This is a genomic window from Pseudomonas sp. Irchel s3b2, from assembly GCF_900187445.1.
GTDB lineage: Bacteria > Pseudomonadota > Gammaproteobacteria > Pseudomonadales > Pseudomonadaceae > Aquipseudomonas.
Genome location: NZ_FYEB01000013.1, coordinates 1 through 20,707, shown reverse-complemented (window position 1 = coordinate 20,707; position 20,707 = coordinate 1). Strand labels below are relative to the sequence as shown.

At 59.1% G+C, this 20,707-nt stretch carries 20 protein-coding genes and 2 pseudogenes; 13 read left to right on the top strand and 9 right to left on the bottom strand.

What is annotated here, in order from left to right; translation table 11 throughout:
- Position 1: 1 nt before the first annotated feature.
- Positions 2-2,170, bottom strand: a complete 2,169-nt coding sequence (locus tag CKW20_RS22450; protein WP_095054843.1) for a xanthine dehydrogenase family protein molybdopterin-binding subunit — start codon at positions 2,168-2,170, stop codon at positions 2-4.
- Between the two features lie 23 nt (positions 2,171-2,193).
- Positions 2,194-2,649, bottom strand: a complete 456-nt coding sequence (locus tag CKW20_RS22445) for a (2Fe-2S)-binding protein (RefSeq protein ID WP_007906916.1) — start codon at positions 2,647-2,649, stop codon at positions 2,194-2,196.
- 283 nt (positions 2,650-2,932) lie between these two features.
- On the opposite strand from CKW20_RS22445, the gene CKW20_RS22440 reads away from it, so the two are divergent.
- Complete coding sequence (locus CKW20_RS22440) at positions 2,933-3,436, top strand: VOC family protein (RefSeq protein WP_095054842.1); 504 nt, start codon at positions 2,933-2,935, stop codon at positions 3,434-3,436.
- 34 nt (positions 3,437-3,470) lie between these two features.
- The gene (locus CKW20_RS22435) at positions 3,471-4,304 is read left to right on the top strand and encodes an AraC family transcriptional regulator (RefSeq protein WP_095054841.1); all 834 of its coding nucleotides are present in this window, start codon (positions 3,471-3,473) and stop codon (positions 4,302-4,304) included.
- Between the two features lie 18 nt (positions 4,305-4,322).
- Here the strand turns inward: CKW20_RS22435 and CKW20_RS22430 are convergent, their stop codons facing one another.
- Positions 4,323-4,910 (bottom strand): LysE family translocator, encoded by a 588-nt coding sequence (locus CKW20_RS22430; RefSeq protein WP_095054840.1) that lies wholly within the window; start codon positions 4,908-4,910, stop codon positions 4,323-4,325.
- Positions 4,911-5,148: 238 nt separating this feature from the next.
- Here CKW20_RS22430 and CKW20_RS22425 point away from each other — a divergent pair, with 238 nt between their 5' ends.
- On the top strand, positions 5,149-5,361 hold the full coding sequence (locus CKW20_RS22425) for a DUF1059 domain-containing protein (RefSeq protein WP_095054839.1): 213 nt from the start codon (positions 5,149-5,151) through the stop codon (positions 5,359-5,361).
- A gap of 61 nt (positions 5,362-5,422) precedes the next feature.
- Here the strand turns inward: CKW20_RS22425 and CKW20_RS22420 are convergent, their stop codons facing one another.
- Positions 5,423-6,454, bottom strand: coding sequence for an aldo/keto reductase (locus CKW20_RS22420; RefSeq protein ID WP_095054838.1), 1,032 nt, complete (start codon positions 6,452-6,454; stop codon positions 5,423-5,425).
- Positions 6,455-6,546: 92 nt separating this feature from the next.
- On the opposite strand from CKW20_RS22420, the gene CKW20_RS22415 reads away from it, so the two are divergent.
- The gene (locus CKW20_RS22415; protein WP_095054837.1) at positions 6,547-7,485 is read left to right on the top strand and encodes a LysR family transcriptional regulator; all 939 of its coding nucleotides are present in this window, start codon (positions 6,547-6,549) and stop codon (positions 7,483-7,485) included.
- A gap of 103 nt (positions 7,486-7,588) precedes the next feature.
- A complete protein-coding gene (locus tag CKW20_RS22410; RefSeq protein WP_095054836.1) occupies positions 7,589-8,209 on the top strand; it encodes a LysE family translocator in 621 nt (206 codons plus the stop codon).
- Between the two features lie 34 nt (positions 8,210-8,243).
- On the opposite strand, the pseudogene CKW20_RS29640 reads toward CKW20_RS22410, so the two are convergent.
- Positions 8,244-8,384: pseudogene (locus tag CKW20_RS29640) on the bottom strand (hypothetical protein); the annotation flags it as partial.
- Between the two features lie 191 nt (positions 8,385-8,575).
- On the opposite strand from CKW20_RS29640, the gene CKW20_RS22405 reads away from it, so the two are divergent.
- Both CKW20_RS22405 and CKW20_RS29345 read left to right on the top strand, forming a co-directional pair.
- Positions 8,576-9,325 carry a nucleoside deaminase gene (locus CKW20_RS22405; RefSeq protein WP_176466946.1) on the top strand — a complete coding sequence of 250 codons (750 nt, stop codon included), beginning with the start codon at positions 8,576-8,578 and terminating at the stop codon, positions 9,323-9,325.
- Positions 9,326-9,351: 26 nt separating this feature from the next.
- Positions 9,352-9,453 (top strand): annotated as a pseudogene (locus tag CKW20_RS29345) (LysE family translocator); the annotation flags it as partial.
- A gap of 3 nt (positions 9,454-9,456) precedes the next feature.
- On the opposite strand, the gene CKW20_RS22400 reads toward CKW20_RS29345, so the two are convergent.
- Positions 9,457-9,870 carry a VOC family protein gene (locus CKW20_RS22400; RefSeq protein WP_095054834.1) on the bottom strand — a complete coding sequence of 138 codons (414 nt, stop codon included), beginning with the start codon at positions 9,868-9,870 and terminating at the stop codon, positions 9,457-9,459.
- Between the two features lie 127 nt (positions 9,871-9,997).
- Here CKW20_RS22400 and CKW20_RS22395 point away from each other — a divergent pair, with 127 nt between their 5' ends.
- From CKW20_RS22395 to CKW20_RS22380, 4 genes are all read left to right on the top strand, one after another.
- A complete protein-coding gene (locus CKW20_RS22395) occupies positions 9,998-11,089 on the top strand; it encodes a bifunctional transcriptional activator/DNA repair enzyme AdaA (protein ID WP_095054833.1) in 1,092 nt (363 codons plus the stop codon).
- A 44-nt stretch (positions 11,090-11,133) separates the two neighbouring features.
- Positions 11,134-11,946, top strand: coding sequence for an isocitrate lyase/phosphoenolpyruvate mutase family protein (locus tag CKW20_RS22390; RefSeq protein WP_095054832.1), 813 nt, complete (start codon positions 11,134-11,136; stop codon positions 11,944-11,946).
- A gap of 75 nt (positions 11,947-12,021) precedes the next feature.
- The gene (locus tag CKW20_RS22385) at positions 12,022-12,639 is read left to right on the top strand and encodes a DNA-3-methyladenine glycosylase (RefSeq protein WP_095054831.1); all 618 of its coding nucleotides are present in this window, start codon (positions 12,022-12,024) and stop codon (positions 12,637-12,639) included.
- Positions 12,640-12,872: 233 nt separating this feature from the next.
- Positions 12,873-13,361 (top strand): GFA family protein, encoded by a 489-nt coding sequence (locus tag CKW20_RS22380; protein WP_095054830.1) that lies wholly within the window; start codon positions 12,873-12,875, stop codon positions 13,359-13,361.
- Positions 13,362-13,557: 196 nt separating this feature from the next.
- On the opposite strand, the gene CKW20_RS22375 is transcribed toward CKW20_RS22380, so the two are convergent.
- Positions 13,558-14,166, bottom strand: a complete 609-nt coding sequence (locus CKW20_RS22375) for a tRNA-(ms[2]io[6]A)-hydroxylase (protein ID WP_095054829.1) — start codon at positions 14,164-14,166, stop codon at positions 13,558-13,560.
- Between the two features lie 161 nt (positions 14,167-14,327).
- Here CKW20_RS22375 and CKW20_RS22370 point away from each other — a divergent pair, with 161 nt between their 5' ends.
- On the top strand, positions 14,328-15,191 hold the full coding sequence (locus CKW20_RS22370) for a universal stress protein (RefSeq protein ID WP_095054828.1): 864 nt from the start codon (positions 14,328-14,330) through the stop codon (positions 15,189-15,191).
- A 119-nt stretch (positions 15,192-15,310) separates the two neighbouring features.
- Here CKW20_RS22370 and CKW20_RS22365 read toward each other — a convergent pair whose 3' ends face one another.
- The gene (locus tag CKW20_RS22365) at positions 15,311-15,781 is read right to left on the bottom strand and encodes a DUF1289 domain-containing protein (RefSeq protein WP_048394589.1); all 471 of its coding nucleotides are present in this window, start codon (positions 15,779-15,781) and stop codon (positions 15,311-15,313) included.
- 406 nt (positions 15,782-16,187) lie between these two features.
- Here CKW20_RS22365 and acnB point away from each other — a divergent pair, with 406 nt between their 5' ends.
- Entirely contained in the window at positions 16,188-18,788 is a 2,601-nt protein-coding gene (gene acnB / locus CKW20_RS22360) for a bifunctional aconitate hydratase 2/2-methylisocitrate dehydratase (RefSeq protein ID WP_095054827.1), read from the top strand.
- Positions 18,789-18,839: 51 nt separating this feature from the next.
- Here the strand turns inward: acnB and CKW20_RS22355 are convergent, their stop codons facing one another.
- On the bottom strand, positions 18,840-20,504 hold the full coding sequence (locus CKW20_RS22355) for a SulP family inorganic anion transporter (protein ID WP_095054826.1): 1,665 nt from the start codon (positions 20,502-20,504) through the stop codon (positions 18,840-18,842).
- Between the last annotated feature and the right edge of the window lie 203 nt (positions 20,505-20,707).

Sequence of the window (20,707 nt, the reverse complement as noted above, 5' to 3'; positions counted from 1 at the left end):
CTCACACCCCCGACAGTTGCAGCGGCAGTTCCCGCAGACGCTGCCCGGTCAGGGCAAACACCGCGTTCGCCACGGCCGGCGCCACGGGTGGTACACCGACCTCGCCGATGCCGCCGGGTTTGTCGCTGCTGGGGACAATATGCACCTCGACCACTGGCATCTCGTTCAGGCGCAGGACCTGATAGTCGTGATAATTGGACTGCTCAACCTGACCGTTCTTGAACGTCAGTTTGCTGTGCAAGGTAAATCCAAGACCGAAGGTGATGCCCGATTCCATCTGCGCGGCGATGCCCTGCGGGTTGACCGCAATGCCGCAATCCACCGCACACACCACCCGGTGCACGCGAATCGCCAGATTGTCCTGCGACACCTCGGCCACTTGGGCGACGTAACTGCCGAAGGACTCATGCACCGCTACGCCCAATGCATGACCCTCGGGCAATGGTGCTTTCCAGTTGGCTTTCTCTACCGCCAAATTCAGTACGCCCAGATGCCGTGGATGCGCCTTTAGCAAGGCGCGTCGGTACTCCACCGGGTCCTTGCCTGCCGCATCTGCCAGTTCATCGATCAACGATTCCATGACGAATGCAGTGTGGGTGTGCCCCACCGAGCGCAACCACAGCACGCTGATGCCGGTTTGCGGTGAATGCAGATCAACCTGATGATTGGCCAGGCCCTCAAGATAAGGACTGTCGGCCACGCCTTCGACGGAGGTTTTGTCGACGCCATCCTTGACCATGGTCGCCGCGAACGAAGTGCCCGTCAGAATCGACTGCCCGACCAGAACATGCTTCCAGGCCATCGGCATGCCGTCGGCACCCAGCCCGATGCGCGCCTGATGCAGGAACGCCGAACGGTAGTAACCGCCGCGAATGTCATCCTCTCGGGCCCAGACGGTTTTCACCGGCCCGCCCGCTGCCTTGGCGACGTACACGGCTTCGCTGACAAAATCCGAGGTCGGGTTGGCCCGCCGCCCGAAGCCGCCGCCGAGGAATTGGGTGTGGATCTCGACCTGTTCGGGTTTGAGCCCGGTGATCTTCCCCGCGATCATCTGATCCAGCGTCTGAAACTGCGTGCCGGTCCAGATTTCGCATTTGTCCTTGGAGATTTTCACCGTGCAATTGAGCGGTTCCATCGGCGCATGAGCCAGGTACGGCACGCTGTATTCAGCCTCAATCGTCTTCGCCGCTTTGCCCAGCGTCGCCGTCGCATCCCCGGCCTGACTGGCGGAAGTGCCGGGGGTGCCAGCGAGTTTACGAAAACTTTCCAGCAACTGTTGACTGTCGAGCCCGGCGTTCGGCCCCAGATCCCATTCGACCTTCAGCGCATCACGCCCCAGCTTCGCCGCCCAATAATGATCGGCAATCACCGCGACACCCGTGGGTACCTGCACCACTTTGTGCACGCCCGGTACCGCCAGCGCTTCGGCGCCCTCGAAGGATTTGACGCTGCCACCAAACACCGGTGACCGAGCCACCATCGCCGTCATCAGCCCATCGAATTGCACATCCATGCCGAACTTCGCCTGCCCGGTGATTTTCTCCGGAGTGTCGAGGCGCTTGGTGGGTTTGCCGATGACCTTCCAGTCCTTGGCCTCCTTGAACTTGATCGAGGCCGGATCCGGCACCGGCAATTTGCCGGCGTCATCCGCCAGTTCGCCGTAAGTGGCGCGCTTGTCGCCGGCAATGACCACGCCCGACTCGGTGCGGATCTGCGAAGGTGCCACGTCGAATCGCTTGGCCGCCGCCTCGATCAGCATCAAGCGCGCCGCCGCTCCGGCCTGGCGATAGCGATCGAACTCCATCCAGGTCGACGTCGAACCGCCGGTGATCTGCATCCCGCCAAACGCCGGCAGGCCATAATCGGCCGCCGACGCCGGCGCATGTTCGACGCGGATTTTCGACCAGTCGGCGTCCAGCTCTTCGGCGATCAACATGGTCAGGCCGGTCCAGATGCCCTGGCCCATTTCCGAATGACCGAGTAGCACGGTGATGCTGTTGTCATTGCCAATGCGTAAAAAGGCATTGGGCGCGAAGGCGTTTCCTTGATTCTCGGCGCCGAGGGCAAAGCGATTGGCACCCGGGATGACAAACGCCACCACCAGACCACCGCCCAACACTGCGCTGCCCTTGAGAAAACCGCGACGCGAGACAGGGTTGGTTCTGTTCATGGGTCAGCTCCCTTCGACGTGTATCAACCGATCTCGGCGGCGCGTTTGACCGCGGCGCGGATTCTTGGGTAGGTGCCACAGCGGCAAATGTTGCCGGACAGCGCCTGGTCGATGTCGCTGTCGGTGGGCTTGGGGATCTTCGCCAGCAACGCGGCCGCCGACATGATCTGCCCCGATTGGCAATAACCGCACTGAACCACATCGAGTTCGGCCCAGGCTTGCTGGACCGGGTGCGAGCCATCGGCGGACAAGCCCTCGATGGTGAGAATTTTCTGCCCATGAGCCACCGCCGTGGCGGGCGTGATGCAGGAGCGCAGCGGCGCGCCGTCGACGTGTACGGTGCAGGCGCCGCACTGGGCCATGCCGCAACCGAATTTGGTGCCCGTCAGGTGCGCGACATCGCGCAGCACCCAGAGCAACGGCATGTCCGCGGGGACATCCAGTTCCTGGTCCTTGCCATTAATGTTCAGGGTCAGCATGCGGGTTTCCTCAGACTCACGGTGTTCTGAAGGGGCGCCTTTGCCGCGACGCCATTATTTTTCTGTAGGCGGATTTACACGTGCCTTGGGTTATCCCTACAGCTAAGCGCAATTTGACCCACAAGCCATGTTCATCGACCACCGGTCGCCGCCGACCCGCTCTACGTAGCAGCTGCCGGGTTGAGGGGAATTCTCGCGACTTGTCGATCTATGGCACAACCGGACCATCACAGGCTGACTACGCTGATAATCCAGAGTGATAAACCTGCAGAGGAGCACCGCCATGCATCGCGTTCAAAAACTCACGCCCTGCCTTTGGTTCGACGATCAGGCCGAGGAAGCCGCAAAGTTTTATTGCGCGATCTTCGATCATTCAAAAATCGCCGGCATTACCCATTACGGCAAGGCAGGTCAGGAAATCCATGGCCGGCCGGAAGGTTCGGTGATGACCGTCAGTTTCGAGCTCGATGGGCAGAGCTTCACTGGCCTTAACGGTGGCCCGGTTTTCAAGTTCAATGAGGCGATTTCATTCCAGGTCAATTGCCATACTCAGGAAGAAGTCGACCACTTTTGGGGGCGCCTGTCTGCGGGCGGCCCCGCTGAGGCGCAGCAATGCGGCTGGCTCAAAGACAAATTCGGCGTGTCGTGGCAGATCGTGCCCGTGGCGCTGATGCACATGATGCAAGACCCCGACACAACAAAATCCCAGCGCGCCATGCAAGCGATGTTGCAGATGAAAAAACTCGACATCGCCGAACTGGAGCGAGCCTTTGCCGGCCAGAGCTAATACACTCGGGCACTGGCCTGCCGAGGACCCCGAAATGAAGCACACCGTTGCCAAAGATGCAGACAAGGCCCCGCGCTTCTGGCGCGACGACGCCCTGCCCTTCATCGAAGCCCGTTCCATCGCCGATGGTCGCGAGGTCTGCTACAGCCGGCATTCCCATGCACACTTTTCCATCGGTGCGATTACCGCCGGGCGCAGCACTTATATCCACGAGCAATCGCAGTATCAGGTCAGCGCCGGCACGGTGGTGCTGATGAACCCCGGCGATGTGCATGCCTGCAATCCGATCGACGACCAGCCCTGGTCGTACTTGATGCTATACATCGAAACGCCGTGGCTGACCGATTTGCAGCATCAGCTCGGCGTCAGCCAGGACTCGGCGTTTCGCCGGTTTTCCATCACTCACAATCGTGACATTGAGCTGTTTGCCGGCCTGAAGAATTTGTACGAGGTGTTGGTCGATCAGCAGCAAGACGTGCTGCACAAGCACAGCGCGGCGGTGGAGTTTTTCACCGAGGTGCAACAGCGGCTCAACCCCGTCGATCAACCGCTGCGCGAGCCCAATTTCAAGCTGGAACGGGCCGCCGACTATATCCGCGACAACTGCACGCTTATGCTCAAACTCGAAGACATTTGCGAGGCGGCGCAACTGTCACCGTCCTACCTGATCCGCGCGTTCAAGCAGCATTACGGCATGACGCCTCATGCGTTTCTAGTCAACCGGCGCATCCAGTTCGCCCGGGATCGATTGCGCAGCGGCAAGTTAATCGCCGATGTGGCGCTGGAAGCCGGGTTTGCCGATCAAGCGCATTTTCAGCGCGCATTCAAACAGCATCTGGCGGCGACACCGGGGCAGTACCGCGGCTGAGGCAGACAGCGGATTGACTCAAGGCAACAACAAATACACCGCACTCACCGCCAGCAACAACGCCATGATCCGGTTAAACAACCTCATCCCCGCCGGATTGCTCAGATAGCCGCGCAAAAACGTCCCGGCATACACCCAGCAACCCACCGACAAATAGCAAATCACCAGATACACCGCCGCAAACTGCCAAACCAGCCACGCCTCGCCGTCGGCGACAAACGCACCCATCCCCGCCACACAGGCTAGCCAGGCTTTCGGGTTGAGCCATTGCATCACTGCGCCGTACAGCATCGACGGCGCCCGGCCTGACTCCTTGGCATCGAGATGACCGTTATCAGTGGCCAATTTGAAAGCCATGAACAGCAGAAAAGCCACCCCGGCCAATTGCACCACTCGAGTCATGAACGGCCACAGTTTCAGCAGTTCATGCAACCCCAGCCCCATCAGCACCAGCAGCAATACAAACCCCAGGGTCGCTCCGGCCACGTGCCGCTGACTGGCACGGAATCCGAATTGCGCGCCGGAACTCAACGCCACGATATTCACCGGTCCCGGGGTTATAGAGGCGACCAGCGCAAACGCGGCCATGGAAAGAATCAGACTCATCGCATACCTTCTTCAATTCAGTTGAACCAGGCCTCAAGGTAAGGAACCGCCTGAACGCCGTATTGAAGAAAACTGCCCTGTCCGGTGCCGCGATGCAGTGGTGTTGGATGTCACGATGCACCTCATAGCGGGGCCTATACTCTAAGAGTCGTGCCATCGTGTTTGATGTATGGGATGGCACCTCGAGTGATCATTCACGCAGGCCCCGGCCTGCCTTCATCGTAGGGAGGAGAAGATCATGGCGCGTAAATATATCGACTGCCGCGAGTTTCCAAGCGATTCCAAATGCTCGGTCGCGCTGTCCGCAGACTCTGAAAACGAACTGCTCGAGGCCGCCGCACAGCATGCGGTCAGTGTTCACAAGCACACCGACTCACCGGAGTTGCGTGCTCAACTGAAGACGATGTTTCACGACGGCACACCGCCCGTTGAAGCACCGCGTCCCGGGTAGGCTGGGGCCATGTTCGGGCGATCTTTGATCTTGATTTCACCAGGACTGTCGACATTCAAGATCAAAAGATCGCCGCCTCGGTCTGAGCAGCGGCGCCAGGGACATTTGTTCCCATGCCCAATGGCAGATAAGGTCGAATTTCGTCGATTTCCGCAACGCTAAGGCGCAACTCCGCAGCGGCGATCACCCCATCCACCTGTGTGGGACGGCGGGCACCGACAATGGCGCCGGTCACCACCGGCTTGCGAAGCACCCAAGCAATGGCCACCGCAGCAGCGCTCACACCGTGCCTTTCTCCAATACGTGCCATGACGTCAACCAATGCCAGATTTGCACTGAGCCGGGGCTCCTGGAAATCAGCACTTCGGGTTTTGCGCCAATCGTCTTCAGGCAGTCGCAAGATGCGCTCGCGGGTCATGCCACCGGAAAGCAGCCCTGATTGAAGGGTGGAATAGGCGAGCACACCCATCCCGGCCTGCTCACAGAACGGCAGGACGTCGTTCTCGATGTCTCGCATCAAGGCGGAGTATGGCGGCTGGAGCGAAACGATTTCTGTCACCGCTTGCGCCCGTGTGAGCTGAGCGACATCAAAATTCGAAACACCAATAGCACGAATCTTTCCTTGATCGCGCGCAGCTGCCAACGTCGAAAGTGCCATTTCAATACCCTCGCTGTTTGCATCGGCAGGAAAAGCAGGCCAGTGAATCTGATAGAGATCGATAGTCTCGACGTGAAGCCGGCGCAAGCTTGCGTCGATCTCGGCGAGCAGGGATTGAGGGGCCAGCGAGTGGGTAATTTCCTTCGTTACAGGATCCCAGACCAAACTGCCTTTGGTAAACACCAAAGGACGCCGCGAGGCCGACACCCGACGCAACAATTGCCCCACTAATTGCTCCGCATGGCCCAAGCCATAAACCGCAGCGGTATCAATCCAGTTCACACCGCGCTCGACGGCATATTCAAGTGCGGCCAGACTGTCCTTGTCATCCTGCGCTCCCCAGCTGTACTCCCAACCGGCACCGGCGATTGCCCATGTCCCGAGTCCAATAGGAGAAATCAGGAAATCCGACGTTCCAAGACGATTCTTTTGCATGGTGACCTCTCGACAAATGATGTGAGAAGTATCCGGGAGGTGGTTAGTGTCGATAAGATGGGTAATCGTATTTGTACTACTGAACTGTATTCATGAGTAATAATCCCGACCTCTCCGAACTAGATGCTTTCGCCGCCGTGGCCCGCCATCGCAGCTTTCGTAAGGCCGCCGACGAGCGTGGCGTATCGGCTTCTGCGTTGAGTCACGCGATGCGCACGCTGGAGGCGCGCCTGGGCATCAGGCTGCTACACCGAACCACGCGTAGCGTGACCCCGACCGAGGCCGGCCAGCAGCTATTGGCGACACTGGTTCCGGCCCTGCATCAGGTTGCCGATGCACTGGCACAACTGACCTCGATGCAGGAAGTACCCGCAGGCAAACTTCGCCTGAACGTGGCGCGTCCGGCGGCTCGCATTGTGTTTGCGCAATTGCTCGCTACCTTCGTGGCCAGGTATCCACGTATTCAGTTGGAGCTGGTCGCCGATGATGGTTTAACCGATATTGTGAGCGGCGGGTTTGACGCTGGCGTTCGTTTTGGTGAAAGCCTGGCCGGAGACATGATCGCAGTCCCTGTCGGCGCACCTCAATCGTTCGTAACCGTTGCGGCGGATGCCTATCTGAGCGCGAGGGGAATGGCGCACGCACCCCGCGACTTACTTGACCATACGTGCATTGCCAGGCGTTTCCCCAGTGGTAAATTTTACGCTTGGGAGTATCAGGCAGACGGGCAACCGATACGCTTGGCTGTCAATGGCCCGCTCATTCTGGAAGACGACGCGCTGATGATCCAGGCGGCCAAAGATGGCGCCGGTATCGCCTATGTCTACGAGGAACTGGCTCGCGACGATATACGGAACGGGCATCTCACAGAAATACTCGAGGAATGGAAAGCACCACCTGACCGATTCTTTCTTTACTACTCCAGCCGGCGTCACGTGCCACCGGCCTTGAAGGCGCTTATCGAATTCATCAGCGTTGGACAATATCGATCCGCAGAGTTAGTCACTTCGCCTGTTGAAAAGCAGCCTTAACCAAGCCGGCACAAGTGTACGGCGATTTGCGCTCATCGCTGTATGGGCCGGCCCACTCGTCACTCATGATAAAAATACGGTTCTCGTTACTGGAGCCGTCGTCATGGACCTCGCCACCCTCGCCCTGTTTCTCCCGGCCTGCTTTGCTCTGAACATGGCCCCCGGCCCGAACAATCTGCTGTCGGTCAGCAACGCCACCCGTTATGGCTATCGCAGCGCCTGTGTGGCCGGCGTCGGTCGTTTGCTGGCGTTTGCCGGGATGATCGCCCTGGCCGCAGCCGGCTTGTCAGTGGTGCTGCAAACCTCGGAATGGCTGTTTTATGCGATCAAGATCATCGGCGCCGCTTACTTGTTGTACCTGGCTTGGCAATTGTGGCGCGCCAATCCCGAGGCCGAGCAGGTTGTGACCGGCACGCCAGTTGGAATTGTCGCTCTGGCGCGGCAGGAGTTTCTGGTGGCGGCGGGCAATCCCAAGGCTATTTTGCTGTTCACCGCATTCCTGCCGCAGTTCGTCGACCCGACTCGACCGATTGCCGCGCAATTCGTTGTGCTCGGCGTGTTATTCCTGATGCTGGAATGGATCGCCATCAGCGCCTACGCCTACATGGGCCTGCACATGCGCCGCTGGTTCGCCGAACCACGGGGCAAGCGGATGTTCAACCGTTGCTGCGCGGGATTGTTATCGGCGGCGGCTTCGGTGCTGTTGATGGCGAAACGGGCCTGAAATTTACGAGCTCTCTGTCTACTTTCTATAAAAAGGTATCGGCTGGAATGACGCCTTCAAAACCCAGCTTGACCAAATCGAGTTCATTGACGAAGACGTCGACTACGTGCACCGGATTGGTATCGCTGACGGACGCATTCAGCATCGGTTTCGGCTTCTTTGCCTTATGGGCCATTCATGAGCATCTCTCCAGTTCTCGCGAAATTACTTGGTTTCGATAAGCTCGCGAAAAGCTATGCCGCGATGGCCGAGCTGGCTTGTTGCTTTCTCTCTTGTGATAGCTGGCACCTTGACACCCATGTAATTGCTTCTAGCTTATTTCTTGCACTCCGGGAGCAACTAACGAGGTAGGTCAGGATGAACAGCATGAAAACCCTGGTTTCCGCAGCCTTATTAAGCCTGATCCTAGAGGCAGGCGCCGAGGAGGCCACACCCACCGCGCAACAGGTCGAGCGCGATCAGATTCTCTCTTTGGCCGCGTTGGCAGTGGTTTACCGCGACTGGCAAAAAGCGCCCGTAACACCTGCCAGCCGAGGCCACAACATCGGCTCCATACTGGTGGATAACGATTCGAAACCGGTTTTCTGGGCTAGAAATGCGGCTAACAAAACTGACAATGCCAGCCAGCACGGAGAAGTCCGCCTGATCCAGAATTTTTTGAATTGCCCGTCCGTTGGCAAATATGCCAAGGGATACACCGTGTATACCACGCTTGAACCTTGTGCCATGTGTACCGGGTTGATGACTCTGACTCGGGTTTCCAGGGTGGTGTATGTGCAGGCGGACCCCGGCTTTGGGCATGCCCGGGATGCGCTCAAGAAAATCAATTACCCCAACGTCTTCGATCAGTATTCGCCTTCCGACCTGGATCAGAAGAAGGCTCTGGAAGCAGGTTTTCAAAACTACTCGCAGGGGGAAAACAATCCTTCAATAACGGACTTCCTGCTGACAGTCGAAGCGCGAAATGCATTTAGCAGTGCCGAGAAACAATTGAGCGACTACAAGACGACCTACCCGGAAAATGCCTCGATCGTCGCGAGCGCACAGGCCTTCGTCAATCAGGTGCCAGGCGTTGAGGGTGATGATCACCTGCCCGACTATTGTCCAACGAAATAATCGCCTGAAACAGAAATCAATCTTCGCGGTGTATTCAAAAGCCACGGGGCAAGCGGATGTTCAACCGTTGCTGCGCGGTATTGTTGTCGGCAGCGGCTTCGGTGTTGTTGATGGCGAAACGGGCGTGACCTTTACCCTTGAGACGGTCCTTTCAGTTCGATCTGGTTGCCGTCCGGATCGTAGCAATAGATCGACAGCCCTTTACCTTCGGCGCCGAAACGCACGGCGGCTTTCTCGGGTGTCAGGCCGAAGGACTGCAAATGCCTGACCAGCGCGTCCTCGTCGAACGGTTCGATGCGCAGACAGAAGTGATCGACGTTGCGCCGTTCGCGGCCAGCGGCAGCACCGCCCTTGCGGCCGAGTTCGCCCTGGATGTCGACGAGGTCGATCATCGAGGTGCCCGCACGCAAATGCACCAGGCCCAAATCGTCGCGGCGCTTGACCAGTTCGGCGCCTAATACCTCGCGATAAAAAGTGATGCTTCGTTCGAGATCCTTGACGCGCAGGACGATGTGATCGATGTGTTTAATCGTGAACGCTTGCATTGGGATGGATTCCTGAAAATATCGTTTTCAGCAGTACCGGTGACCCGATGACTGTAGCTCAGGGCGACAAAAATTCACTGTCGATTTTCCGGTGGAGACGCCGGGCGACGCGGCCTATGCTCAGCCCATGAACCTACAAAACGCTGTGCTTCCGCCCCATGCCGAGATGGTTCGCGCCATGCTCGAACGCGACACCGCCTACGAGGGGGTGTTCTTTACCGCGGTCAAAACCACTGGCATTTTCTGCCGCCCCGGCTGCACGGCGCGCAAACCGAAACCGGAAAACGTCGAGTTTTTCGCCCATGCCGATGAGGCGATGTCGGCAGGCTATCGCGCCTGCCTGCGTTGCAAGCCGCTGGACGCCGCAGCCATCGCGCCGGACTGGGTGCAACGGCTGCTCAAATCCGTCGACACCGATCCCGACCTGCGCTGGACCGATGCCCAGTTGCTTGCCGAGGGCATCGAGCCGCTGAAACTGCGCCGCTGGTTCAAGCAGCATTTCGGCATGACCTTTCACGCCTGGCTGCGCAGTCGGCGCCTGGGCATCGCCCTCGGTGGCATCAAACAAGGCGAATCCATCGACAATGCCGCGTTCGACTCCGGCTACGAATCCCTGAGCGGTTTTCGCGATGCGTTTCAAAAGTCGTTCCATATCACACCCGGCCGCGCCGCCCACAGCGAGCCACTGCTGTTCACTCGGCTGACCACGCCACTGGGGCCGATGATCGCCATGGCCGAACAGCGTGGGCTGGTACTGCTGGAGTTTCTCGATAGACCGGCACTGACCAAGGAAATCGAAGAGCTGCAAAACCGTTATGGCTACGCCGTAGCCCCCGGGCACAACGGGCACAACGGGCATTTGCAGCAGATCGAAGAAGAACTGGCGCAATACTTCGCCGGCAAACGCACCGAATTCAACGTGCCACTGCACCTGCCCGGCAGCGTTTTCGCCCGGCAGGTGTGGGCCGAGCTGATGAAAATTCCCTACGGCCAGACCTGCACTTATGGCGCCATCGCCACACAATTGGGCAAGCCCGGCGCCAGTCGCGCCGTGGGTCTGGCCAACGGACAAAACCGCTTGGCGATTATCCTGCCCTGTCACCGGGTGATCGGTGCAGACGGCTCGTTGACCGGCTATGGTGGAGGGCAACCGCGCAAGGCGTTTCTGCTCAGACTGGAAAGCGCCGCGATGCAAATCACTCAACAACTCGCATTCTGATCAGTCCGCCGTTTATTCAAAAAAGTCATAAGGAGGGACATTCGATGGACACACTCGACAACCAATTCCACCAACTGCACCAGGGTGGCCTGCTGATTCTGACCAACGTCGCCGATGCCACCGGGGCGCGACTGGTGGAGCAACTGGGCAGCAAGGCCGTCGCCACCAGCAGCGCGGCGGTGGCTTGGGTTCATGGTTACCCGGATGGCAACACCTTGCCGCTTGAACGTCTCGTTTCCACCGTCGAATCCATCGCCCGAGTCATCACGGTGCCCTTGACCGTGGACATTGAGGCGGGTTACTCCGATGACTTGGGGCGGGTCGCGCAAGTGATCGACGCAGTCATCGCCGCCGGTGCCGTGGGGATTAATATCGAGGACGGCGCTTCGCCGCCCGAACTGCTGGCCCGCAAGATCGAAATCGCTCGCCAGGTCGCCAATCGCCGTGATGTGAAGTTGTTCATCAACGCTCGTACCGACGTGTACCTCAGAGGCCTGGTGCCAGCCGAAGATCGCGTGGCAGAGACACTTGAACGGGCCGCGTTGTATCAGGCAGCCGGGGCCGACGGGCTGTTCGCGGCGGGCGTCACGGCGGCGTATGAGATTGAAGCGCTGTGCCGTGGCACGATGCTGCCGGTGAACGTACTAGGTTTCTCGGGCCTGCCTTCGCCTGAGGAACTGAAAACCCTCGGCGTGCGCCGTTTGAGCGCCGGCTCGAGCATCGCCGAATTCCTCTACGGCGCCATGGCGTCGCTGGCGAAAAGCTTTCTGGAAACCGGAAAGCTCGATAGCAGCGACATCAAGACCTTCACTTATGGCCAAGTGAACGCCCTGTTAGCCCCCACCGGCAAAGTTTGACCGCAAGCAATGGAGTGCGGCGCTGCGGGGGGACGACTAATCTTCCCCGCAGTCACCCTCGCTTCAGGATGTTCCATGCCCGACACCTATCAACTGGCCAGCGAATTTCTCTCGGCCCTCGACGCCGATTGGCAACGTCACATCAGCGCCATCGGCCCCTGCCTGCATCAGCCCCACGCGGCTCGCGATCCTTATGAGTCACTGGTGCGGGCGATTGCCTATCAGCAACTGCATGCAAAGGCCGGCGATGCGATTGTCGGCCGGCTGCTGGCGTTATTTCCTTCGAACACCTTCCCCAGGCCCGAGCAGATTCTGGCGACAGACTTCGATCAAATGCGCAGTTGCGGGTTTTCCGCCAGCAAGATCGCGACTATCCAGGGTATCGCTCAGGCGGCTCTGGAAGGTGTGGTGCCGGACTACGCCACGGCGTTGGCCATGGACGATGAAGCGTTGATCGAGCGCTTGATTACTTTGCGCGGAGTCGGGCGCTGGACAGTGGAAATGCTGCTGATCTATAGCCTGGAGCGGCCAGACATTTTGCCGGCCGATGACTTTGGGGTGCGTGAGGGTTATCGGCGGCTGAAGGGATTGGAGGTACAGCCGACTCGCAAGCAGATGATTGAAATCGGGCTGGCATGGCGGCCATATCGGACGGTGGCGGCGTGGTACTTGTGGCGGGTGCCCAGCCGGTAGACCGCGTTATCGTTCATCGCGAGCAAGCCTCAATGCCTGTCAGTTAAGCCGCGAGACCCTGCAGGAGCGAGCTTGCTCGCGAAGACGGCAGTACAGTCAACATTGATGTCGCCTGACCTACCGCTTTCGCGAGCAAGCTCGCGCCTACAGGAATTTCGCTTAACTGACTGGCATTGCGGCAAGCCTGGCTCCTACGCTGTCTTGAGTCATCCCAAGACCCGTCGGAGATTCCCATGCAGCTCGAAGGTTCCTGCCATTGCGGCGCGGTGTCGTTCAGCCTGACCAGCGCCAATCCCTATCCTTATCAGCGTTGCTACTGCTCGATCTGTCGCAAGACCCAGGGCGGTGGCGGTTATGCGATCAACATCGCTGGCGATGCCGCCAGCCTCAAGGTGCGCGGGCGCAAACACATCTCGATTTACCATGCGCGGCTTAAGGACGAAGGTGATAAACGCGCCCGCCGCAGCACCGCCGAGCGGCATTTCTGTTCCGTTTGCGGCTCGGGATTATGGCTGTTCAGTCCTGAATGGCCGGACCTTGTTCACCCATTTGCCTCGGCTATTGACACGGCGTTGCCAGTGCCGCCCGAGCACACGCACGTTATGCTCGGTTCGAAAGCATCATGGGTGAAGGTCCAGATGCAGCCCGGTGATCGACAATGCGATATCTGGCCCGAAGAATCCATCGCCCAATGGCATGAGCGCCTGGGCTTGAGCCGTTAGGGGGCTAAGCAGGCGGCGTACACCTTTTGATGCTGAGGTATTGCAGATGGCCTCTTCGCGGGCAAGCCTCGCTCCTACAGATGGCGATCTGTAGGAGCGAGGCTTGCCCGCGAAGGCGTCCGCAAGAACGACACAGCTAATCCAGACACACCCAGGTCATGCGAGACGACGCCCCACCCGAGTCCGCATACGGAGGTTACGCCGCTACCGGCACACCACTGTGAAAACGAAATTCCACATCCGGCGACTCGATCAGTTCCTGCTCCGCATTACGAACCTTGTCGATCACCTGGGCGATGTCCTTGGCGTCTCCATACTGATAAGCCAGTTTCAGGTAGCCCTGGAAATGCCGTGCCTCGCTTTTCAGCAGGCCGAAGTAGAACTTGCCCAGCTCTTCATCCAGATGCGGCACCAATGCCTCAAAACGTTCGCAGCTGCGGGCTTCGATGAAGGCACCGACCACCAAGGTGTCCACCAGTTTCACCGGTTCATGGCTGCGCACCACTTTGCGCAGCCCCGAGGCGTAACGCCCGGCGGACAGCTGACGCAGCTCGATCTTGCGCTTTTTCATCAGGCGCATGACCTGTTCGTGGTGTACCAGCTCTTCCCGGGCCAGCCGCGACATCAGATTGATCAGATCGACGTGGGAGTGGTATTTGGCAATCAGGCTCAACGCCGTGCTGGCCGCCTTGAATTCGCAGTTTTTGTGGTCGATCAGCAGGGTTTCCTGATCGGCCAGCGCGGCCTGGACCCAGCCATCGGGCGTGCGGCAGCCGAGGAATTCGTGGATTTCGGGAAGGATCATGGGGCTCACGGATAAAAGGTACAGAACGAAGGGCGCCGATTATACCGGCCTGCCGACAGACCACCAGCCGCGACCGTTGATATGCATCAAGTCGCCGAATACCGGCCAGCAACTATAGTTGTCCAACGCAGTGTTTTTTACCTTCCAGGGAGATTCCGATCATGCAAGCCATTCGCAGCATTCTGGTGGTCATCGAACCCGAGCACTCGGAAAGCCTGGCGCTTAAACGGGCCAAACTGATCGCTGGCGTGACCCAGGCCCATCTGCACCTGCTGGTCTGCGATAAAAAGCACGACCACGCTGGCATGCTGAGTGTGCTCAAGGCAGCGCTGTTGGAGGACGGCTACAGCGTCACCACCGAACAGGCCTGGAACGAAAGCCTGCACGAAACCATCGTCGATGTGCAGCAAGCCGAAGGCTGCGGGCTGGTGATCAAGCAGCACTTTCCCGACAGTGCATTGAAAAAGGCCCTGCTGACCCCGGCGGACTGGAAACTGCTGCGCTCCTGCCCGACTCCGGTGCTGCTGGTAAAAAGCGCCAAACCCTGGACCGGCGGCGTGATCCTGGCGGCCGTCGATGTCGGCAATATCGACGGCGAACACCGCACCTTGCACGCCAGCATCATCGATCATGGCTACGACATCTCCAGCCTGGCCAAAGCCCATTTACATGTTATCAGCGCCCATCCGTCGCCGATGCTCTCGGCGGCCGACCCGACGTTTCAGCTCAGCGAAACCATTGAGGCCCGCTATCGCGAGCAATGCAAAGCTTTTCAAGCCGAGTTCGACATTGACGACGACCACCTGCATATCGCGGAAGGTCCGGCGGATGTGTTGATTCCGTACATGGCCCATAAGCTGGGGGCCTCCGTGACAGTGATTGGCACCGTGGCGCGGACCGGGTTGTCGGGGGCGCTGATCGGTAATACGGCGGAAGTGGTGCTGGATGCGCTGGAAAGCGATGTGCTGGTGCTCAAGCCGGATACGATCATGGATCATCTGGAAGAGATCGTGACCCAGCATTGAGATGTGTGGTGTCAGGTAGATCGCCTTCGCGGGCAAGCCTCGCTCCTACGGGTCATGTGTCGATTGCACATGCGAAACAAAACCGTAGGAGCGAGGCTTGCCCGCGAAGCTTTTAAGATTTAACCGCCGAACGCGTCCTTGAGAAACCCCGGCGCAATGTAGCGTTGGTAATGCGCCTCAGACAGCAGAAAAAATTCCCGATCAATGGCATCGCGCAGTTCCGGCAGGTTCCAGTCGCGAAACTCCGGCAGCAGCACCATCCCGTAGGCTTCCAGATTATTGATGACTCGCGCACCCCGGGCGATCAGCTGATAAGCCCAGCAATATTCCGACTGATGCGGCACAAAGCGGATCTTGCGCTGTTCCAGCTGCAGACGCAGCAACGCGGGATCGAAAATCTCTACCTTGCTGGCCATAACCTGTGACAACAGTTGCTCAAGACGCAACCACACCGCGCGTTTTTCTTCCTCGTTGTAACCGTTCCAGTGAATCACTTCATGGTGGAAACGCTTGCAGCCACGGCACACCAGGTCACCGTAAACAGTGGAGCAAAGGCCGACGCAGGGGGTTTTGATGGTCTGATTGGGCATAGTAGGCAAAACACGGGAAAGCAGAACAGGTCGGCATGTTAGCCCTTTGTCTAACATTCATCACCCTTCAAAATTCTGAGGCTAACTTACCTTTAAATTTTTTTTGCCGTAGAATCAGCCAGCCTTTTAAGGCGCCAATGTCCGTTAGAAGCTGTTTTCAAAGCGTCACGAGCACAGTCGTTCCTTCAGAGCGGTGTTGGCGAAGGGTTTTTCAGCGGTGAAAAACCTGACGCCAACCCTCATCAGCTCCCCGTTCTGCAGGCGTAAAACTTTGAAAGCAGCTTCTGTAAGGAATTGCCGGTAATTCTGGCTAAGCGGCCCAAAACGCCACGCAGCGCATGAGTACGGTAATTTCGGGATGAGCGTCCCGGACACCCATTTGGGACCACTGATGAGGGTAATAACTGTGCTTGAAGCCTACCGCAAACATATCGAAGAGCGCGCAGCACTGGGTATCGTTCCCCAGCCGCTTAACGCCGAACAAACTGCAGGCCTGGTCGAGCTGCTGAAGAATCCCCCGGCTGGCGAAGAAGCTTTCCTCGTTGACCTGATCACCAATCGCGTTCCGCCTGGCGTGGACGAAGCTGCCTATGTCAAGGCCGGGTTCCTCTCCGCACTGGCCAAGGGCGAAGTCACCTCCCCTCTGCTGGACAAGAAGCGCGCTGTAGAACTGCTCGGCACCATGCAGGGCGGCTACAACATCGTGACCATGGTTGACCTGCTGGACGATGCCGAACTGGCACCGGTTGCAGCCGCTCAACTCAAGCACACCCTGCTGATGTTCGACGCCTTCCACGACGTCGCGGAAAAAGCCAAGAACGGCAACGTTCACGCTCAAGGCGTGCTGCAATCCTGGGCTGACGGCGAGTGGTTCAAGAACCGCCCTGTGCTGGCCGACAAGATCAGCCTGCGCGTGTTCAAGGTGACTGGCGAAACCAACACCGACGACCTGTCCCCTGCTCCTGACGCCTGGTCCCGTCCAGACATCCCGCTGCACGCCCTGGCCATGCTGAAAATGGCTCGCGACGGCATCGTGCCGGATCAGCAAGGCGCCATCGGCCCGATGAAGCAGATCGAAGAAATGCGCGGTCAAGGCTTCCCGATCGCCTACGTCGGTGACGTGGTCGGTACCGGTTCGTCGCGTAAATCGGCCACCAACTCGGTGCTGTGGTTCTTCGGCGACGACGTTCCTTATGTGCCGAACAAGCGTGCCGGCGGCTTCTGCTTCGGCAGCAAGATCGCTCCGATCTTCTACAACACCATGGAAGATGCCGGCGCACTGCCGATCGAGTTCGACGTTACCAACATGAACATGGGCGACGTGATCGACCTGTACCCGCATGCTGGCAAAGTCTGCAAGCACGGTACCGACGAAGTCCTGACCACCTTCGAAATGAAGACCCCGGTTCTGTTGGACGAAGTTCGCGCCGGCGGCCGTATTCCGCTGATCATCGGCCGTGGCCTGACCGAGAAGGCTCGCGCCGAACTGGGTCTGCCACCGTTCGACCTGTTCAAGAAACCGGATGCCCCGATCGAAAGCACCAAGGGTTTCACCCTGGCGCAGAAGATGGTCGGCAAGGCTTGCGGCGTAGCCGGTGTGCGTCCTGGCACCTACTGCGAACCGAAGATGACCACCGTGGGTTCTCAGGACACCACCGGTCCAATGACCCGTGACGAACTGAAAGACCTGGCGTGCCTGGGCTTCTCGGCCGATCTGGTGATGCAGTCGTTCTGCCACACCGCGGCTTATCCAAAGCCGATCGACGTGACCACCCACCACACCCTGCCTGACTTCATCATGACCCGCGGCGGCGTTTCCCTGCGTCCGGGCGACGGCATCATCCACAGCTGGCTGAACCGCATGCTGCTGCCGGACACCGTCGGCACCGGTGGTGACTCCCACACCCGTTTCCCGATGGGCATTTCGTTCCCGGCCGGTTCCGGTCTGGTTGCGTTTGCTGCTGCCACCGGCGTCATGCCGTTGGACATGCCGGAATCGATCCTGGTGCGCTTCAAAGGCAAGATGCAACCGGGCGTCACCCTGCGTGACCTGGTTCACGCCATTCCTTACTTCGCGATTCAGGCTGGCCTGTTGACCGTTGAGAAGAAAGGCAAGAAAAACGCCTTCTCCGGCCGCATCCTGGAAATCGAAGGCCTGGACAACCTGAGCATCGAACAGGCTTTCGAACTGTCCGACGCCTCGGCCGAACGTTCGGCTGCCGGTTGCACCATCAAGCTGTCGAAAGAGTCGATCACCGAGTACCTGCAATCGAACATCACCCTGCTGCGCTGGATGATCGGTGAAGGCTACGGCGATGTGCGTACCCTGGAACGTCGTGCCCAAGCGATGGAAGCCTGGATCGCGAACCCTGAGCTGATGGTTGCCGATGCTGACGCCGAATACGCCGAAGTCATCGAAATCGACCTGGCCGACATCAAAGAGCCTGTGCTCTGCGCGCCGAACGATCCGGACGACGCCCGTCTGCTGTCCAGCGTTGCTGGCGAGAAGATCGACGAAGTGTTCATCGGTTCGTGCATGACCAACATCGGTCACTTCCGCGCTGCCGGTAAACTGCTGGATCAGGTCAAGGGTCAGCTGCCAACCCGTCTGTGGCTGTCGCCGCCGACCAAAATGGACGCTCACCAGCTGACCGAAGAAGGCTACTACGGCATCTACGGCAAGGCCGGCGCACGCATGGAAATGCCAGGCTGCTCGCTGTGCATGGGTAACCAGGCACGTGTAGAGCCGAACAGCACCGTGGTGTCGACGTCGACCCGTAACTTCCCGAACCGTCTGGGTGACGGCGCGAACGTCTACCTGGCTTCGGCCGAGCTGGCGTCCGTGGCATCCATCCTGGGTCGCCTGCCGACCGTCGAGGAGTACATGGAATACGCTGGCAAGATCGACAGCATGGCGGCCGATGTTTACCGCTACCTGTCCTTCGACCAGATCGCCGAGTTCCGTGAAGCTGCTGCGAACGCCAATATCCCGGTCGTTCAAGCCTAACGTTACACAGCAATAAAAAACGCCGCCCATCGTGAGATGAGCGGCGTTTTTTTATGCCTGCGACAATGTGAGCGCTTGTTGTACGGCAACGTCGACACTCAGGTCGCTGAGAATGACCTGTTCGCGCTCCTGTGCGGGCAATATCGAGAGTACCGCCTGAGCCTGGTCCTTGAGCCGTGCCAGGATCAACGACATGTTCAGCGCCCGCACCTGCGAAAAGAACGCTTCCAGCGCTTCGATGCTGGTGCCGTCCAGATCGGGTGACTCTTCGAGACTGAGAATAATCGTATGCACCGGCGGCTCGGAGTGCCGGGCCAGGTGCAGCGCACCACCCAGAATGCGCTCCACGTTAGCGAAAAACAGTGCCTCGCTGGGCCTGACGATCAATATGCCGGGGGTTTCCACGGCTTGAGGATGACGCTGCAGATCGACGTAATCGTGACCGCTGCCCATTTGCCCCAGCACTTGAATATCCGCCGAAGACATTTGTTTTAGCATCAGCACCACGCTGATCACCACCGCCACCAGCAAGCCGTCCAGCACTCCCAACACCAGCACCGCCGCCACCGCGCAGATCACCAGCAAGCGGTCGCGGCGCCAGATGAAATAGCGCCCCAATGGCTGCAAGCTCAAACCGCGCGCCAGGGCATGAATGACGATGGCGGCCAGTACCGGCTCGGGGGTCAGGGCGATGTAGGGCAGCACCGTCAATACGATGAGCAAAACCACACCCGCCGCCACCGCGCCGGCCAGACGCGAGCTGGCCCCCGCCGCCTCATTGGCCGACGTCGCGGAGTAACCGGCACCCGCCGGCATGCCATGGAATAGCCCGGACAGCAGATTGGCCGTACCGAGGGCCAGCAGATCGCGGTTCGAGGAAACGCGATCACCGTGTTTGAGCGCAAACGCGGTGATCGATCCGTAAGACTCGGCATACAGGATCATCACCATGGCAAACGCCAATTCCCCCAGACGCAGCCAGTCGGTAAACGACAACACTGGCAGCCGAGGCACTTCAAGGCTCAGGTCGATCACACCGATCAGTTTCACCCCGTAGGCCGGCAGGTTCAGCCATTGCCCGGCGGCAATGCCGAGCCCCACCACCAGCAAACCTCCGGGCAAACGCCGGACCCGCGCGCACAGCCACAGCACCACCAATGACACGGCCACCATCAATGCGCCGACCCGATTCCACTGTGGCAACTGTTCCAACAACTGTGGCATGAGACGGATCAGGTTGCCGCTGTTCAAGTGCACACCGACGGCACTCGCCGCCTGTTTGAGGATGATTGTCACCGCCAAACCCAAGGCAAAGCCGCGCAACACCGGTTTGGCAATGAACGAGGTCACGCTGCCGAGCCTGAGCAGCCCAGCCAGCAAAAAGAACCCACCGGTCACCAGCACCAGACCGATCGCCAGGGACATACGCAGGGCGGAATCACCGTTGGCCAGCGTGGCGGTGGCGGCGGCCAGAACGGCGGCGGAGGACGAGGTCGCGGAAACGATGGCAAAACGACTGGTGCCTAACAGGCCGTAGCACAGCAGACCGGTAAACAACGCAATGACTCCGGCCTGCGGCGGTAACGCAGCAATGCTGGAATAGGCGACCGCCTCGGGCAATAACAAACCGGCAATCGACAAGCCGGCCAAAACGTCCAGCCAGCGGTTAGTCGTATCGGCGCGGGGTTTCGCCAATGCGCCTTGGGCACCTGCCATAAAGCGTCTCCAGAGAAAGGGACAATCCTGCGGCAAACGCTCCATGGTGCGCTTATGCAATCTCAAGGGTAGCAGGATCGAGTAGGAGGCGGATTTACATCCGCCGTCCTCTCACACCACCGTACATACGGTTCCGTATACGGCGGTTCAGGTTATGCAGCTAAGCCGGTTGATCGTATCCAGTATTGAGACCAGACCAAGGT